Here is a 15,340-nt window from a genome sequence, read left to right on the forward strand (position 1 = left end):
ACTGGTGGGCCCGCCGACCGAGCGCGCAGAACCCGTTGCCCACGCGGTCGAGCGTACCGTGGACTGGCGTGGCCGATAACGCCCCTTCCGCTCCGCCCGACCTCGATCTGGGGTCAGCCGCGATGCAGTCCGCCCCCCACGCGGTGCTGGCCGATCTCCGCAGATCCGCCGGCCCCGTCCTCTGGTCGGGGCGGCACAGGGCCTGGCTGGTGCTGGGCCACGAAGCGGCGGCGGCCGCGTTCAAGGACGACCGGCTCTCTTCCGACCGGATGGAAGCCTTCGGCCGGGTGTCGGCGGCGGGGGCCCGCGCCATGGAGTCCTACCTGACAGGCCTGCTCGAGCATTACCGGCGCCACCCCGACGACAACCTCCTGTCGGCCCTCGGTCCGCTCGCGGGCTCCACGTCCGGGCTGTCCGATCGCGAGGTGGCGGGAGGCGCCATGCTCCTGCTGTTCGCGGGCCACGAGACGACGACGACGCTGATCGCCAACTCGGTATGGTGCCTTCTCGGCCATCCGGACCAGTTGCGCCGGGTGGGCTCCGATCCCGCCCTGTGGTCGTCGGCCATCGACGAGCTGTTGCGCTACGAGGCGCCCTCCAAGGTCATGGTGCGCAAGGTCGGGGCGCCCACCGAGCTGGCAGGCCGGCGACTGACGCCTGGCCAGACCGTATTCGTGGTGATTGCCGCCGCCAACCGGGACGATGCCGTCTTCCCCGACCCGGACGATCTCGACCTCGGCCGCCATCCCAATCCCCATCTCGCCTTCGGATGGGGCCGCCATCACTGCCTGGGAGCGGCGTTGGCGAGGCTCGAGGCCCGGGTGTGCCTGTCGTCCCTCTTTGCCCGCTTTCCCCGTCTGAATACGACGTGTGACGCGCCGGACTGGGCCGGCGGAATCATCGGGCGGGCGGTGAGAGCGGTCCCGGTGTCCACCGCCTGAACAGGGATCGACCTGGCATTTGATCCGTTTCGACCGAATCAGGTCGGCAGTCGACCGGTCACAGGCCCGGCACCTCACATCTGAGGGTCAGCTCACAGGGGCTCGCCGGAGTCGATCTCGGTCAGGGTCAGCCTCGGGCCCTCCGACGTCGACTCGACGTCGAGGGCCACGGACGCCAGGACCTCGGCCACCTCGGTGCCCACGAAGACGGGAAGACCGTCGGCCTCGGTGATCTGGTCGTCCTCGGCGGGAACCTCGGTGAAGGTCAGGCCCAGAGCCACTTCCCCCCCGGGCCGGGGTTCACCGAACACCCGCAGCCCCGCGCTCTCGGGAAGGCTGCGCTCTCGGCGCACCTCCATCAGTTGCGTAGCAGCGGCGTGGGTCACCTGGAACATGGAGGTTCCTCCGATCGCTAGAGATCTCCCCTACCCGGTCGGACCGGCCCCGACCCTCATCCGTCTGCCGGCGGGGTCAGCCCGCCCCGAGGCGGACAGGAAGCGCACGCGGACCTCTGACCTGGCCCTTGGACCATGTCACCGCGGCGGGGTCGGCCAAGCTGAACTCCGGAAACGCCTCCAACCACACCTCCAACGCCACGCGCAGCTCCATCCGGGCCAGGTGCGAGCCCACACAGCGGTGGATGCCGAGCCCGAAGGTCACGTGTCGATTGAGCTCCCGGTCGAGGACGACCTCGTCGGCCCGCTCGAAGACGTCGGGGTCGCGGTTGGCTGCCGGGAAGGGCAGCAGCACCCAGTCCTCCTTCTTCATCGCACAGCCGTTCCAGTCCATGTCCTCGCGGACCAAACGGGCCATGGTGACCGGGGCGTAGGCCCGGAGCAGCTCCTCGACGGCCGTGGCCATGAGGGACGGCTCGGCCGCCAGGCGGGCGCGGTCGTCGGGATGCCCGGCCAGGTGCCACAAGGACGCGCCGATCGCGCTCCAGGTGGTGTCGATCCCCGCCAGAAGCAGGAGCGCCATGGTCCCGAGCACCGGCGGCAGGAACCCTTGCTCGGTCTGCTCCGCGTCCTGGGCCACCACGGCCCGCGCCTCCTGGGCGGCCTCCACCCCGAGCTCGTCGACGAGGCTGAGGCCGGAGCGCTCGAACGCCCCGACCAGCGACTCGGGGTCCTCCTCCAGATTGATCAGGTAGGAGGTCAGGTCGTCCCGCGGGTCGGCCATGTGGTCGTCGACGCGGGCCTGCAGGTAACCGAACAGCTCGGCCAGGTCGTCCAGCCGCTCCTCCATCGGCGTGGTGACTCCCTCCAGGAAGTTGTGGACGAAGTGGCGGAAGGTGTCGGCGTCTTCGAGGGGGAAGCCCAGCATGTCGGCGATCACCCGCACCGGAATGTGCTGGGCGTATTCCTGTGCGGCATCGACCACATCGCGACCCCGGAGCGCGTCGACCAGGTCCTGGCAATAGCTCCGGGTGGCGGGCTCGATCCTGGCGATCTCCTTCGGGGAGAACGGCGGGAGCAGCTTGCGGCGGGCGGCGTGGTGGGCAGGCGGATCCGACGAGATCGGGGGCACCGGGCCGGCCGGGGCCAGGAACTCGGGGGGACGGGTCTCGCCCACCACCACGAAGCGGGAGGTGAAGCGGTCCGTGTCGTGGGCGATGCTCGAGATGTCAGCATGACGAGTCGGCAGCCACACCCCTCCGAAGCGCTCGCTGTGGGCTACCGGACAACTTCGACGTAGGTCAGCCCAGATGGGATAAGGGTCCTCGCTCCATGCGGCATCGGTGTGGTCGAAATCCGTGCACCATTCCGTCACCGGGACCAGCTCCGCCATGGAGTCCTCCCTTTGTCCTCACCAGATCGGACACTAGCCAAGCGCCCTCATCGCCTCGACCAGAAGATGTTCGACCCGATCGTTCATGCCGTCGACGTCGACGTCGGCACGGCGGCCGGCCTGGATCGGGATCGTGGCGCGCATGTGTCCGTCGCCATACCGCGAGATCTCGTAGATGTCCCACCATCCGTCGATGCTCCGGCCCGCTTCGGCCTGGTAGGCCCGGGCGAAGTCGGCGGCCCACTCGGCGGAGAACAGGACCGCCAGATTGAGCCGGCAGTGGCCGACGTCTCGGTCGGGATGGCCCGTCCCCCCGATGGACCAGTCCAGGATCCCGCTGAGCCTGCCCCGGCGCCAGAGCAGGTTGAAGTGTTGGTAGTCCCCGTGGATGAACCTCTCCCCCGAGGGGGCGGGAGTGGCGAGGATGCCGTCAGCGCGCTCCCAGACCTCGGGGCGCGACGACCAGGTCGGCATCTCGACCTCGGGGGTGGGCGTCCAGGGATCCGAGGCCGGGGCATCCAGGCCCAGGTCATGAATGCTCGCCAGCGTCATTGCCATCTGGCCGATCCAACTGGACGGATCCCGGGGAGCAAGGTCGACCCGGCCCGGGACCTGGGTCATGAGTAGGGCGGGGCACCCGTCGGTCTCCTCGGGCCGGGAGACGGCCACGAGGGATGGCACCGGCAGTTTCACGTCTTCGAGGCAGCCGAGGATCCGAGCCTCGCGCTCGATCATGGAGGTGGTCTCACTTCGGGGCATCTGAGGCCAGCGCTTGAGCACCAGCCCGTGAGTTCGGCCCTCGCGGTCCATCACGCCGAGAAGATGAACCGACGACGTGATTCCCCCCACCAGCCGACGGCAACGCGTGAGGTGAGCGTCGGATCCGACCATGCCCACCGCCCAGGCCAGTGTCGCAGGCGGAGGAGAGCGGCGCAGTGAGTCCATCGCGGGAGCCACCAGATGAACATATCCAGCAAAACGACCGTTGACGACAACGTGAGGGTGACATACCGTCCTCGGCGACCGGCGATGTCGTTGTAGTCCGCGTCGCCGGCTCGACTTGGAGGCGCGGGTGGATTTCGACATCTTCTCGGAGCAGCAAATGGCGAAGCCGTGGCCACCGGGCCACGAGGCCCTCGTATTCCGCAACACCATCGAGCAGGCCAAGTTGGCCGATCAACTGGGTTACAAATGTTGGTGGACCGTGGAGCACCACGCCGCCCCGGAGTTCTCCTACAGCTCGGCGCCGGAACTGACCCTCACGGCCATCGCGCTCAACACCGAGAACATCCACGTGGGGCACTCGGGGGTCCTGAGCCCGGTCAACATCAACCACCCGTTTCGGATAGCGGAACGAACGGCAGTCCTCGACATTCTGAGCGGCGGCCGGCTCGAGGTCGGGTTGGCCCGCTCGGGCGGTACCGAGTGGGAGACCTTTGATGTCGACGGGGACACCACGACGGATCAGATGCGAGAGCTTTTCAGCATGCTCCCTCGATACTGGACCGAAGACTCGGTCAAATGGTCGGGAACCTACATAGACCTTCCGGAACGGACACTGGCCCCGAAGCCCATCCAGAAGCCACACCCCCGCCTGTGGCAGACATGTTCGAGCCCGGACGCGTTCTACATGGCCGGCACGCTGGGCGTCGGAGTCCTGGGGACGACCTTGCTGTCATCGCTCGACTCCATGAAATTCTGTCTGCAGCGTTACGACGAAGGGCGCCAGCACCTTGCTCCGATCAGCCAGATCGACAACAACCAGCGGGCGGTGTTCACCTTCCTGCACTGCGCCGAGTCCCGGGAGCAGGCCATCGCCAGCCGGGCGGCCGAGTGCGCGATGTGGTACGTCAATGCCGCCCCGAAGGTCTTCTGTGTCCCGCGCTCGGTCTGGACCAACGTCATCAGGGGCGCCCCGCCCGACACCAGGGCCATCAAGGCAGCCAAACCCGATGAGGTCATGGTCGACCTGGATCCCGACGACCCCGTCCCGCTCATCCGCCTGATGAACCGCCAGGTGCTCGGGATGGAGGTCGACCCGGTCGAGGCGTATGAGGTGATGGAGTCGGTCGAGTCCGTGGTCATCGGGGACATCGATACGTGCCTGCGCAAGTTGAGAGGATTCGCGGACATCGGGGTGGAGCGCCTCATGTCGCTGCATCAGTTCGGCTTCATGGCTCATGAAGACGCCATGCGCAGCATGCGTCTCACCGGCGAGCACCTGATCCCGGCCCTGGCCTGAAGGCGGGACGACTGAGGGATGGTCAATCGGGTCGAAGGGCTGGACATGGAGGCCGTGTTCGAGAAGGTCAAGAACTGGGGCCGGTGGGGTGAGGATGATCAACGGGGCGCGCTCAACCTGATCACCGAGAAGCAGGTGTTGCGGGCGGCCGGGCTCGTGCGCGACGGCACCGTGGTCAGCTGCGCCCTGGAATTGCCGGTCGTTCCATCGATCGACAACCCCACGCCTGCCCAGCACATGATGCTCATAGCCGGCGACAGCCTCGATGCCACCGGGTACCGCGGCCTCCAGACGGCAATCGACTACGTCGGTGTGGCCTTCCACGGTATGGCGGTGAGCCACATGGACGCCTTGTGCCATGTGTTCGTCGACGGACAGATGTACAACGGCCGACCGGCCACCGCGGTGAAGAGCATCGGCGCCAGCGCCAACTCGATCGAAGCGGCCTTCAATGGGGTCGCGGGTCGGGGCGTGCTCCTGGACGTTCCGCTCCTCAGGGGGGTCGATTGGCTGGAGCCGACCGACCTGGTGACTCCCGACGACCTCGACTCCGCCGAACGAGCCGCCAATGTCACGATTGAGCCGGGTGACATAGTCCTGGTGCGCACGGGCCGGGATGCCCGACGGGACGCCCTGGGTCCGTGGGATCCGCTGAGCGGCTTGGCCGGCCTCGATCCGCGGTGTGTGGAATGGATCCGTGACCGCGACATCGCCGTGCTCGGAAGTGACGGGATATCGGATCCTCTCCCCAACAACGACTCCGACTGGCCGATCCCCGTACACATGTGCTGCCTCGTCGGGATGGGAGTCCATCTGCTCGACAATCTGCAGTTGAGCAGGCTGTCCGCCGCCTGCCGCAGGTTGGGACGGGCCGAGTTCCTCTTCAGCGTGACCCCTCTCCGGATCACGGGTGCCACCGGCTCCCCGGTCAACCCGGTGGCGATCCTGTAGGTGAGATACGGCACCGTGTGGCCATGACCAACCGCATTCACATCTCGTTGGAAGGAGGACCGGTGGCTGATGGATGGTCGGTCAGCTCGCTGTCCCACTTCACCCTGGCGGTCCGGAACCTCGAACGCTCGATCGAGTTCTACGAGAAGGTCGGGTTCCAGATGATCGACGACCGCCGCGACGCGATCTGGCCCCCGTCGGTGGCCGAGAACTTCGGGATGAGAGTGGCCTCCGGAAGAGGGGTGCTGATGGCGATCAACCCCGATGGGGTCCATACCCGCCTGGACCTCATCGAGTGGCTGGAACCGAAGCTGCCCGAGGCCTCTGCCCCGGTCGAGGAACGGGTGCCCCAACTGATCGCTCTGCTCACCGTTAATGCCGCCGCGGCAGCCAGGGACCTGGCCCGGCGCGGTGTCGAGTTCATCGTGGTCAGGGACGACGACGAACACAAGAGGATCGGCATCAAGGCCGTCGCTCTGTGTCGGGACCCCGACGACAACCTGCTGGAGCTGATCGAGTACATGCCCGGCCTGCGCAACAGCCGGCCGAACGAGGTCCTGCCCCGCCGGGCGTGACCGGGGGCTGATGGCCGGAGGTCCGGGCCGGGTGGCCCGGGGCGGTCTCCCGCCGAGCGGCTAGGCCGGGCGGCCGGCTACGCACCAGGGGTTGGCGGGCACCCCTTGACATGGGTTCGGCATGGTGGCGAGGCCGGCCGGGAGTGGATGCATGACCACGGTCGTACGGCGCGGGTAGTTGGCGCCGGGCGGGCACAGCGTCCCCCCGGACACCGGGCCGATCGAGACCGATCCGGAGTCACACGCCACCTCGTCGATGAAGGGCGCGTTCAGGTCGGGCGGCACTGCTCGGCCGGTGCAGGCGGGGTAGAGGGTCTCGAGGGCGGCGGGGCTAGTGGTCGGCGGCCCGCCGCCGGACTCCCTGTTGCCGCTGAAGCAGTCGGTCGGGCCGGGCTCCAGGTTGGCGGCAGCGATGTCCCCGTTGGTGGGGTTGCCGAAGAAACCGTTGTGCTCGTAGATGTTGCCGGTTACGGCATCGCCGTACTCGTCGAAGATGCAGGCGGCGGGAGTGGACGTTCCGCCCGTACAGGGCGGCCCGCTGTCGGGATACGGGACGAGGATCGTGCCCCAGGCCCCGTTGTTCTGGAAGACGTTGTCCGAAACGGTGTCGTTCCGTGCTCCCGACAGCGAGATCCCCGTTCCCACCGGACCGGCGGCAGCCGAACCGAGGGCAGGGACGTCCGGATTGTTGTTGTCGTGGACCCAGTTGTGGGTGAACACCCAGCAGGAGTGGGTGTGGGTCACGGGACTGATGCCGCCGTTGGGGCAGGCGCCGTCCTGGGGCGGCGGATTGTCGCCATTCTGACTGTTGGTGTCGAACCCGTCCTCGTTGTGGTCGAACTGGGAGTTTTCGACCACGAGCTGGCCGCCGGAGTTCGAACCGGAGTAGCCGAGAGCGTTGTACTCGGCCCAGGCGTGGTTGACCGTCTGGTCACAGACGCTCTGGCAGGCGCCGATGTAGTAGCCGGAGTCGTTGAAGTTGCTTGCGTAGGTCTGGTCCCAGGTCCCACCGCTCCAGTTGCTGGAGAAGATCCCGTACTGCGCGGCCGTGGTCTCCCCGCCGTAGTAGGTGCTGGTCGCGGTCAGGTAGTCACCGCCGTATCCCCAGCCCCCGATCTTGGCGCTGTCGGCGCCGCCGTTCCACCAGATCTCGTTGCCGGTGTCGCCGGTGCCCGCCAGGAAGTTGCAGACGGTGAGGTTCTGGACCCAGACCTTGTCGGCCTTCCACACCATGATCCCGTTCAGCGGTCCGTTCTGGTCCCCGGCACGATTGCTGCACGAGGGCCCCGACTTGGTGCCGTCGATGATCACGCTGTTGCGGTCCATCCCTCTTATCCACAGGTCCGGCGTCTGCACCAGCACGCCGGCCGGGGAGCCGGGCGCCTCGGCGGGAGCCTCCGCCCCGTTGGTCTTGTAGTCACCCGGTGCCACCAGGATCCAGTCCCCCGGTGTGGCCGCGGCTATGGCGGCCTGTACGGTGCGGTACTGGCCCGGGATCCCCTCGTAGGTTCCGACGAGGAGCACCCGGTGATGGCTAGCCGTCGACGGTGTTGCCGCGTAGGTCGCGCCAGCGGTCGCCAGGCTGATCAGTGCCGACCACAAAGCCGTCCGGCGGAGCTTCCTCAACTTGTTCCTCCTCACTCGGGCCTCACCGGGTCGTCCGTCCCGACCGTTCCGTGCCGGCGCTTTGACCGCCTGGTCAGCCGACGGGCGGACTCGAACTGTGATCCCAACAGTCCGACGAGAAGGACGAGCGGCAGCAGGTACCAGAACGGGGTGTCACCGTGATGGCGACTGGCCAACACGGCGGGGCGTTGGTGGGTACCGGCCCTACCGGGCGACGGAGCGGCAGGCTCGGGACCCTTGGTGGTCCGCGGGCTATTGACCGGGTCGGGGGCGGGCCGGGCACCCGGGGACCGGGCCAGCGAGGCCGACGTCCCATGAGGCGAGGTGAGGTCGCGGTAGGCCTGATAGGTGCGGCACGGCTCGTTGCGGAGGCCCGGGCACGGAGGCAGGGGCGTGGCCACCCTCACTCTGGGCACCACCGGGAGAACCAGGCTCGACGGCATCTGCCTCGAGGAGGCGATCGAGACCGTGGCCGTCCCGGGGGGAACCGTCTCGCTGAAGGACCACACCGGCTGGGCGCCGTTCGGGGCGGAGACGGTCACACGGATCCGGGAGCCCGCACGGTACACGTGGCCCTCGTAGTAGAGAGGTATGGCGACCTCGACGAACCGGTCCGGGGGCATCGGCCGGGCGTCGGAGGCCAACATGCTCGGCTCGGGCTCGAGGACGGTGCTCGGCTGGTGGATCGGGTTGTCGGTACCGGTGGACAGGCTGCGCTCACTGGCCCGCGCCCAGCCGTTCTGGACGAACGTCTCGTATCCGTCGGGTCGCACCTCGCTGACCGTGGCCTGCAGGTCGACGTCGGGCGTCGACGATCTGACCCAGACCCGCACCGCTCCGGCTCCGACCACGGTGGCGTCGGCCTTCAGCGGTGGCGAGACGTAGGAGACGGCGGTTCCGGGCGGGTTCTGCCGCCAGTTCCAGGTCCACGCCGACGCGTTAGACCAGAGGCCTCCGCCTCCTGTGTTACCCGGGTAGTCGGTCAGCGGAAGGGCCGACGGGTTCGAGGTGTACCAGTTGACCCCGGGATGGTCGGTTGGTTGGTCGTTCAGCGTTCCGTCTGACCGGAGGTACCAGAAGCGGGCGGTCGTTCCGGGGATCGGGAAGCTGGAGAAGGACTGCTCGAACCCCGGGTAGGGATCGCCCGCGGTGGTGGTGCCCGTCGGAGAGGTGCCGGCGCCGTTGTCGAACAGGATGCGGACTTCGGGCAGCGCCTCGAAGGCGGCCAGCGCGGACTGGTAGGTCGGCTGGAGCTGGACCGGGTCCGGTGGCAGGGTCTCCACGTCGCTGACGCCCAGCGCCGCCTGATAAACGATGGGGGCTGTCGCCCGGACGATGGCCTGGTTGACGATCGGCGCCTGGTGGGCGACGAACAGCTCGAGGAAGTCGTACAGGCGGTCGTAGGTGTAGGGATCGAGTGAATCGACGTGGGCGCCGTTCGTGAAGGTGAACCACTTCTGCTTCGTTCCGCTGAAGTGCTCGACGAGGTCGGGGCAGTGCCCGCCTGTCTGTTCGTCCTCCCACTGGCAGGCCATGAAGGTCGGAACCTTGATCTTGTCGACGAAGGTCACCGGGTCGAGCGGATCGGCCACTGACGGGATGTAGTGAGCGTTGGCCCGGATCTTGGCCATCAGGTCGGCCGCCTCGCCGTGGAGGGCCTGGTTGGCCTTGCAGGTGAGGTCACCCTGTTGGATCTGCTCGTTGGCCCAGGGCTGGCCCCTGTCGGGTCCGGCGGGCTCGGCCTCCTGCTGGCGCTCCTGGGCCCACGCGACCGCGAACCCGGTGTTGAGGCTGCCGCCCGGGTACAGGGTGGTGGCGGTGGCGTCGATCGTGGACAGCGGCGCGATGGCCTCCAGGTCCGGCGGGTTGAGCTGGGCCGTGAACAACTGGCTGATGGCGCCGTAGGAGATGCCGACCATGCCGACCTTGTGGCCGAGGACCCAGGGCTGGTGGGCAACGGCTTCGATCACGTCGTAGCCGTCGAGGTTCTGCAGGGGCTCGAAGAAGTCATAGGCACCACCGGAGCACCCCGTCCCACGCATGTTGACGTCGACGACGGCGAAGCCCATCAAGTTGGCCAGCACGGCTATGCCGTTCACCGGGCCCGCCGGGTCGGCGTAGCCGTATCCCGAGTACTCGATCAGCGTCGGATAGGGCGGCATGTAGTCCGGGCCGGACGGGACCGGTGTTCCCGCGGGCAGCCCGGGCTCGCCCGCTGGGCTCGTCGGCGGGTGGACGTCTATGGCCAGCTGGGTTCCGTCACGCGTCGTGAGGTACGTGTAGCCGCTGTCCGGGATCGACTGCTTGTAGATCCCCGGGTCCCAAGGTGCCGCTCGGTCACCGTGCACGGCAAGGCTCTCGGACTCAGGGCCGTTCGGCTCCAGGCGCACGTGATAGCCCGAGCCAGCGGGCACGTCTCGGAAGAGCAGTCCTCCGAGATGGTCGGCCCGCTGCGTGTAGAGGGTCCTTCCCTGTGGCGTGACCAACGCCATTTGCGCATCCGGCGCCAGCCCCGTGACGTACACCTGGTTGACGCTGCCGTGAGCGCTGAAAGGGGGGGTGGAGGCACCTGCCTTCGAGCTCAGAGCGGAGGAGGCCACGCCCGCCACCAGAAGGGCCAGTCCCACGGTCAAACTCAGCCGTCGGGCGCGACGGGTTCTCGACCTCCCCATGAGTCAGAGTTCGCCCTACCTGTTCCATATCCTCCTGATTCCGGCCCGACCGGACCCCCGCTGTACACGCCGACCGGGCGGATTTGCTACGACAGGGCCATGACCGATCTCCCTACCGCCACGCTGGGCACGACGGGGCTGGAGGTGACCAAGCTGGGCTTCGGAGCCATGGAGCTCCGAGGACCCGCCGGCCGCCTCGGCCGGTCGATCGACGACGCCGCGGCCGGGACGCTGCTCAACCGGGTCGTCGATTCCGGGATCAACTGGATCGACACCTCGCCCGACTACGGGATCTCCGAGGAGATGATCGGCCGGCACCTCTCGGCCCGGCGCGAGGAGTACTACCTGGCCAGCAAGTGCGGCTGCGCCGTCAGCCCGGACGGGGGGACGGTCGGCTTCGGCGAGCACGACTTCAGCCGGCCCAACATCCGGGCCGGTGTCGAGCAGAGTCTGCGCCGGATGGCCACGGACCACCTGGACCTGGTCCAGTTCCACGCCAGCCCGACCCGCCAGGCCCTGGAGGACAACGACTCGGTGGCCGAGCTCGTCGCCCTGCGGGACGAGGGCAAGGTCCGCTTCCTCGGCATGTCAGGGACCCTGCCCGATATCGACGACCACATCCGCATGGGCGTATTCGACGCCTTCCAGATCCCCTATTCGGCCGTCGAGCCCGAGCACCACGACATCATCAGCCAGGCCGCGGCAGCCGGGGCGGGGACCGTCATCCGCGGCGGGGTGGCGCGGGGCATCCCCGCCGCCCGGGCCGAGACCTTGGAGCGGCTGCCCGAGGGTTTCCGGGAGATGTACGAGACGCGGCGGGACCGCTTCGAGCGGGCCGGCCTGGACGACCTTCTCGGGGACATGTCCCGGATGGAGTTCATGCTGCGCTTCACCCTTTCCCATCCCGACATGCACACCACGATCGTCGGCACGGCAAGCCTCGAGCACCTCGAGGCGAACCTGGCGGTCGCCCGCAAGGGGTCCCTGCCCCCGGATCTCTACGAGGACGCCCGAGCCCGGTTGCGGGCGGCCGCCGGCTGACCGGGCACCGCGGACCAGGACCAGGCGGCGCCACCGCCCGCCTGGTAGGGCCTCCGGGCTCAGACGCGTTGGTTGGTGAGCACGACCGTGCCGGCGGCGGCGAACATGCCTCCGACGCCGTGGGCCACGCTGACCTCCACCCCCGGCACCTGGGCCGGGGCGGTGCCGCGTACCTGGCGCACCGACTCCTGCAGGGCAAACATGCCGTACATCCCCGTGTGGGTGTACGACAGCCCGCCGCCGTTGGTGTCGAGAGGCAGGCGCCCGCCGGGACGGGTGTTGCCCTCCTCGATGAAGGCCCCGGCCTCTCCCCGCCCGACGAAGCCCAGGTCCTCCAGCCCGTAGACGGGCAGGTGGGCAAAGGCGTCGTAGATCATGAGGTGGTCGACGTCGGCGGGAGTGATGCCGGCCTCACCGAAGGCCTGCCGACCCGAGACGCGGAAGGCCCTGGACGTGGTGAAGTCCTCCATCTGGGACACCATCGGCGTCTCGGAGGCCTCCCCGGTCCCGAGGACGTACACCGGCCGGGTCGGGAACTCGTCGGCCCGGTCGGCCCGGGTGAGGACCAGGGCTCCCCCGCCGTCGGTGACCAGGCAGCACTCGAGCAGGTGCATTGGATAGGCGACCATGCGGGACGCCAGGACATCGTCGACCGTGATCGGGTCGCGCATCATCGCCCGGGGATTGCGCGACGCCCACTCCCGCTGCACGACCGAGACGGTCGCCAGTTGCTCGTGGGTGAGCCCCAGATCCTTCATGTAACGCAGCACCCCGATGGGAAACAGGGTGGGCGGACCGACCGGTCCGTAGGGAGCCTCGAACTGGGCCTGGAGGGTGGCCCCCCCAAAGTCGCCCCCGAAGCCTCCAATGCCGACGCGCGACTTGCCCGACTGCCCGTGGGTGACGAGGACCGTGTCGCACAGGCCCTCCGCCAGAGCGGCGGCAGCATGGCGGACGTGGAGCATGAACGAGCACCCGCCCACGCTGGTGCCATCGAGGTAGCGCGGGGAGATGCCGAGGTAGTGCGCCACCGCCACCGGGCTCTGGCCGGCGCAGGCGACGCCGTCGATCTGACCCGGGCCCAGGCCGCAGTCGGCCATGGCGTTGCGGGCTGCCTCGGCGTGAAGCTCGAGGGCGGAGACGTCGGGGATGACACCCAACCGGGTGGTCTCCGCCGCCCCGACGATGGCGACCTGGCCCCTGGCGGTCATCGGGCCGGCTCGAACACGGGGAGCATCACCTCGCCGCGCGACTCGAAGGCGACCTGCAGAGCCATGTCCAGCACCAGGTTCTCCGGAGTGTTGGCGACACCGACGATGTTCGACATCAGCCGGGGCCCTTCGTCCAGCTGGACCACGGCCAGCGCGTACGGAGCCTCGTCCTCGAACCCACGGGCCGGCCGGTGGTTGATGAGGTAGGTGTGCAGGGTCCCCCTTCCGCTCACCTTCCGCCATTCGACCTCGGACGACAGGCATGTGGGGCAGAACGGGCGGGGCGGGAAGTAGAAGGCGGCACACGGCTGGCAGCGCTGAAGGCGCAGCTCACCGGCGGCGCACCCGTCCCAGAACGGCTGGGTCTCGGGTGAGGGCTGGGGCACGGGTTTGGACGGCACGGCCGGATGATGCTGCACCGGGCTGCCACCGGCAAACCTGCGGGCCGGCGCCGGCGATAGCCTCGGGGCGGGACGTCGCGCCGGTTCGGGGGGAGCCATGACGAGCGCCGGGATCCTCGCTGGCATCAAGGTCGTCGAGTTCTCCGAGGTGATCGCCGGGCCCTGGGGCGGGATGATGCTGGCCGACCTGGGAGCGGAGGTCGTCAAGGTCGAGCCCCTCGAGGGAGATCCGTGGCGCGCCACCACTCCCTTCGCTCCCGGTGAGGGCCGGTCCTTCCTCTCCCTCAACCGCGGCAAGCGGGGCCTGGCCCTGGACCTCCGGCACCCGGAGGGCCGGGCCGTGGTGCACCGGCTGGTCGAGCAGGCCGACGTGGCGGTGGTGAACTACCGACCGGACACGCCGCGCAACCTCGGGATCGACTGGGAGACGTTGTCCGGACTCAACCCCCGGCTCGTGTACGTGGAGACCACCGCCTTTGGCCGCCGGGGGCCCCAGGCCCATCGACCCGGCTACGACCTGATCATCCAGGCCGTGAGCGGGCTGATGGCCGCCGACGGCAAGACCTCGGACGCCGGGCTGCCCATCCCGGTCAGCCCGCCGCCGGCCGACTTCGGTACGGGATACGTCATCGCCTGGGCCGCCTGTGCCGGGTTGTTCTCCCGGGAGCGGTCGGGTAGAGGCATCCGGATCGAGGTGAGCCTGCTCGCCTCGTCACTGGGCATGCTGGGATCGAGCTTCCTCGAGATGCCGGGCCTGGATCCGCCGGACGTGACCGAGGAGCTGCGCGCCGCGTGGCGCGCCGGAGTGCCCTCGGCCGAGCTCGACGATCGGTACGCCCAGATCCGGGCCCGTCTGGCCGGCGCCAACGTGTACTACCGCTGCTACGAGACCGCCGACTCCCAGGTCGCGGTCGCCTGCCTGTCGCAGCCCCTGCGGCGGAAGTTCATGGAGGTCATCGGGGTGGAGGACCCACGGCTGGACATTCCCGGTGCCCTGACCTCACCCGAGCCCTCCGAGCTGTCGGTGCTCGTCCTGGCCACCACCGAGATCCGCCTCAAGGAGCGAACGACGGCGGAGTGGCTTGACATATTCGACGCGGCCGGCGTGCCCGCCGGGCCGGTCAACCGGGTCTTCGAGCTGATCGACGACCCGCAGGTGGCGGCCAACGACCTGGTGGTCGAGCTGGATCATCCGACGGCGGGCCCGGTGCGGATGCTGGGCCCGGTGATCAGGCCGGTGGGATCGGAGACGGTGCCGGAGCGCAGCTCACCGCGGATCGGCCAGCACGACGACGAGGTGCTGGCCGAGCTCGGTTATTCGTCAGAGGACATCGCGCGCCTGCGGAGTGATGGCGTCATCCTTTAGGCGCGCCCGACGGGCAGGGAGGACCGCTAATGGGAGATCTGGACGGTCGGGTATGCATCATCACCGGAGCCAGCCGGGGGATAGGTGAGGAGATGGCGCGGCGGTTCGCCGCCGACGGGGCGGTGGTGGCGGTGACCGCCCGGACGGCCGAGGAGGGAGACCACCGCTTTGCCGGCAGCGTGACGAGCACGGTTGCGTCGATAGCGTCAGCGGGCGGGACGGCGCTGGCCGTGCCCGCCGACCTCTCGAGACAGGAGGACCGCGTCCGGCTGGTCGAGACCGTCGAGAAGGAGCTCGGCCCCGTCGACATCCTGGTGAACAACGCCGCCATCACGTACTACGAGCCGATAGTGGAATTCCGCGAGAGTCACTTCCGCCTGATGTTCGAGGTCCAGGTCCGGGCCCCGTTCGAGCTGGCCCAGAGGGTGCTGCCGGGGATGACCGGGCGCCGCCGGGGCTGGATCCTCAACATCTCCTCGGGTGCCGCCCGCCACCCGGCCGGGCCCCCGTTCCAGACCTACCGCTC

General features: G+C 68.8%; 14 protein-coding genes. 7 read left to right on the plus strand and 7 right to left on the minus strand.

The genetic code is table 11. From position 1 onward, the window contains the following. The first annotated feature begins 68 nt into the window (after window positions 1-68). The gene (locus VFW24_12195) at window positions 69-941 is read left to right on the plus strand and encodes a cytochrome P450 (GenBank protein ID HEX5267525.1); all 873 of its coding nucleotides are present in this window, start codon (window positions 69-71) and stop codon (window positions 939-941) included. A gap of 92 nt (window positions 942-1,033) precedes the next feature. On the opposite strand, the gene VFW24_12200 is transcribed toward VFW24_12195, so the two are convergent. The 3 genes from VFW24_12200 to VFW24_12210 all read right to left on the minus strand — a co-directional run bounded on the left by VFW24_12200 (window position 1,034) and on the right by VFW24_12210 (window position 3,884). Beyond that, window positions 1,034-1,336, minus strand: a complete 303-nt coding sequence (locus tag VFW24_12200; GenBank protein ID HEX5267526.1) for a hypothetical protein — start codon at window positions 1,334-1,336, stop codon at window positions 1,034-1,036. 76 nt (window positions 1,337-1,412) lie between these two features. Next, window positions 1,413-2,729: a cytochrome P450 gene (locus VFW24_12205; GenBank protein ID HEX5267527.1), complete on the minus strand. Its 1,317-nt coding sequence runs from the start codon at window positions 2,727-2,729 to the stop codon at window positions 1,413-1,415. Between the two features lie 33 nt (window positions 2,730-2,762). After that, the gene (locus tag VFW24_12210; protein ID HEX5267528.1) at window positions 2,763-3,884 is read right to left on the minus strand and encodes an aminoglycoside phosphotransferase family protein; all 1,122 of its coding nucleotides are present in this window, start codon (window positions 3,882-3,884) and stop codon (window positions 2,763-2,765) included. On the opposite strand from VFW24_12210, the gene VFW24_12215 reads away from it, so the two are divergent. Genes VFW24_12215 through VFW24_12225 form a run of 3 tightly spaced genes read left to right on the plus strand, consistent with a single transcriptional unit; the run spans window position 3,802 to window position 6,497 of the window. Then, the gene (locus tag VFW24_12215) at window positions 3,802-4,971 is read left to right on the plus strand and encodes an LLM class flavin-dependent oxidoreductase (GenBank protein ID HEX5267529.1); all 1,170 of its coding nucleotides are present in this window, start codon (window positions 3,802-3,804) and stop codon (window positions 4,969-4,971) included. The genes VFW24_12210 and VFW24_12215 overlap by 83 nt on opposite strands. 18 nt (window positions 4,972-4,989) lie before the next feature. Continuing rightward, window positions 4,990-5,922 (plus strand): cyclase family protein, encoded by a 933-nt coding sequence (locus VFW24_12220; GenBank protein ID HEX5267530.1) that lies wholly within the window; start codon window positions 4,990-4,992, stop codon window positions 5,920-5,922. Between the two features lie 23 nt (window positions 5,923-5,945). After that, on the plus strand, window positions 5,946-6,497 hold the full coding sequence (locus VFW24_12225) for a VOC family protein (protein HEX5267531.1): 552 nt from the start codon (window positions 5,946-5,948) through the stop codon (window positions 6,495-6,497). Between the two features lie 60 nt (window positions 6,498-6,557). Here the strand turns inward: VFW24_12225 and VFW24_12230 are convergent, their stop codons facing one another. Together VFW24_12230 and VFW24_12235 are read right to left on the minus strand one after the other, a co-directional pair. Then, window positions 6,558-8,021: a hypothetical protein gene (locus VFW24_12230; protein HEX5267532.1), complete on the minus strand. Its 1,464-nt coding sequence runs from the start codon at window positions 8,019-8,021 to the stop codon at window positions 6,558-6,560. Window positions 8,022-8,134: 113 nt separating this feature from the next. Next, window positions 8,135-10,750 (minus strand): CocE/NonD family hydrolase, encoded by a 2,616-nt coding sequence (locus VFW24_12235; GenBank protein HEX5267533.1) that lies wholly within the window; start codon window positions 10,748-10,750, stop codon window positions 8,135-8,137. A gap of 144 nt (window positions 10,751-10,894) precedes the next feature. Here VFW24_12235 and VFW24_12240 point away from each other — a divergent pair, with 144 nt between their 5' ends. Beyond that, complete coding sequence (locus VFW24_12240; GenBank protein HEX5267534.1) at window positions 10,895-11,836, plus strand: aldo/keto reductase; 942 nt, start codon at window positions 10,895-10,897, stop codon at window positions 11,834-11,836. 59 nt (window positions 11,837-11,895) lie between these two features. On the opposite strand, the gene VFW24_12245 is transcribed toward VFW24_12240, so the two are convergent. Together VFW24_12245 and VFW24_12250 are read right to left on the minus strand one after the other, a co-directional pair. Then, the gene (locus VFW24_12245) at window positions 11,896-13,047 is read right to left on the minus strand and encodes a hypothetical protein (GenBank protein ID HEX5267535.1); all 1,152 of its coding nucleotides are present in this window, start codon (window positions 13,045-13,047) and stop codon (window positions 11,896-11,898) included. Continuing rightward, on the minus strand, window positions 13,044-13,448 hold the full coding sequence (locus VFW24_12250; protein HEX5267536.1) for a Zn-ribbon domain-containing OB-fold protein: 405 nt from the start codon (window positions 13,446-13,448) through the stop codon (window positions 13,044-13,046). Before VFW24_12250 ends, VFW24_12245 begins: the two co-directional genes overlap by 4 nt. A 97-nt stretch (window positions 13,449-13,545) precedes the next feature. On the opposite strand from VFW24_12250, the gene VFW24_12255 reads away from it, so the two are divergent. Then, window positions 13,546-14,814: a CoA transferase gene (locus tag VFW24_12255; GenBank protein HEX5267537.1), complete on the plus strand. Its 1,269-nt coding sequence runs from the start codon at window positions 13,546-13,548 to the stop codon at window positions 14,812-14,814. Between the two features lie 29 nt (window positions 14,815-14,843). Then, window positions 14,844-15,340, plus strand: a 497-nt coding sequence (locus VFW24_12260; GenBank protein ID HEX5267538.1) for an SDR family NAD(P)-dependent oxidoreductase, incomplete at its 3' end; no start/stop codon positions are given.

This window comes from Acidimicrobiales bacterium, assembly GCA_036273495.1.
Lineage (GTDB): Bacteria > Actinomycetota > Acidimicrobiia > Acidimicrobiales > JAJPHE01 > DASSEU01.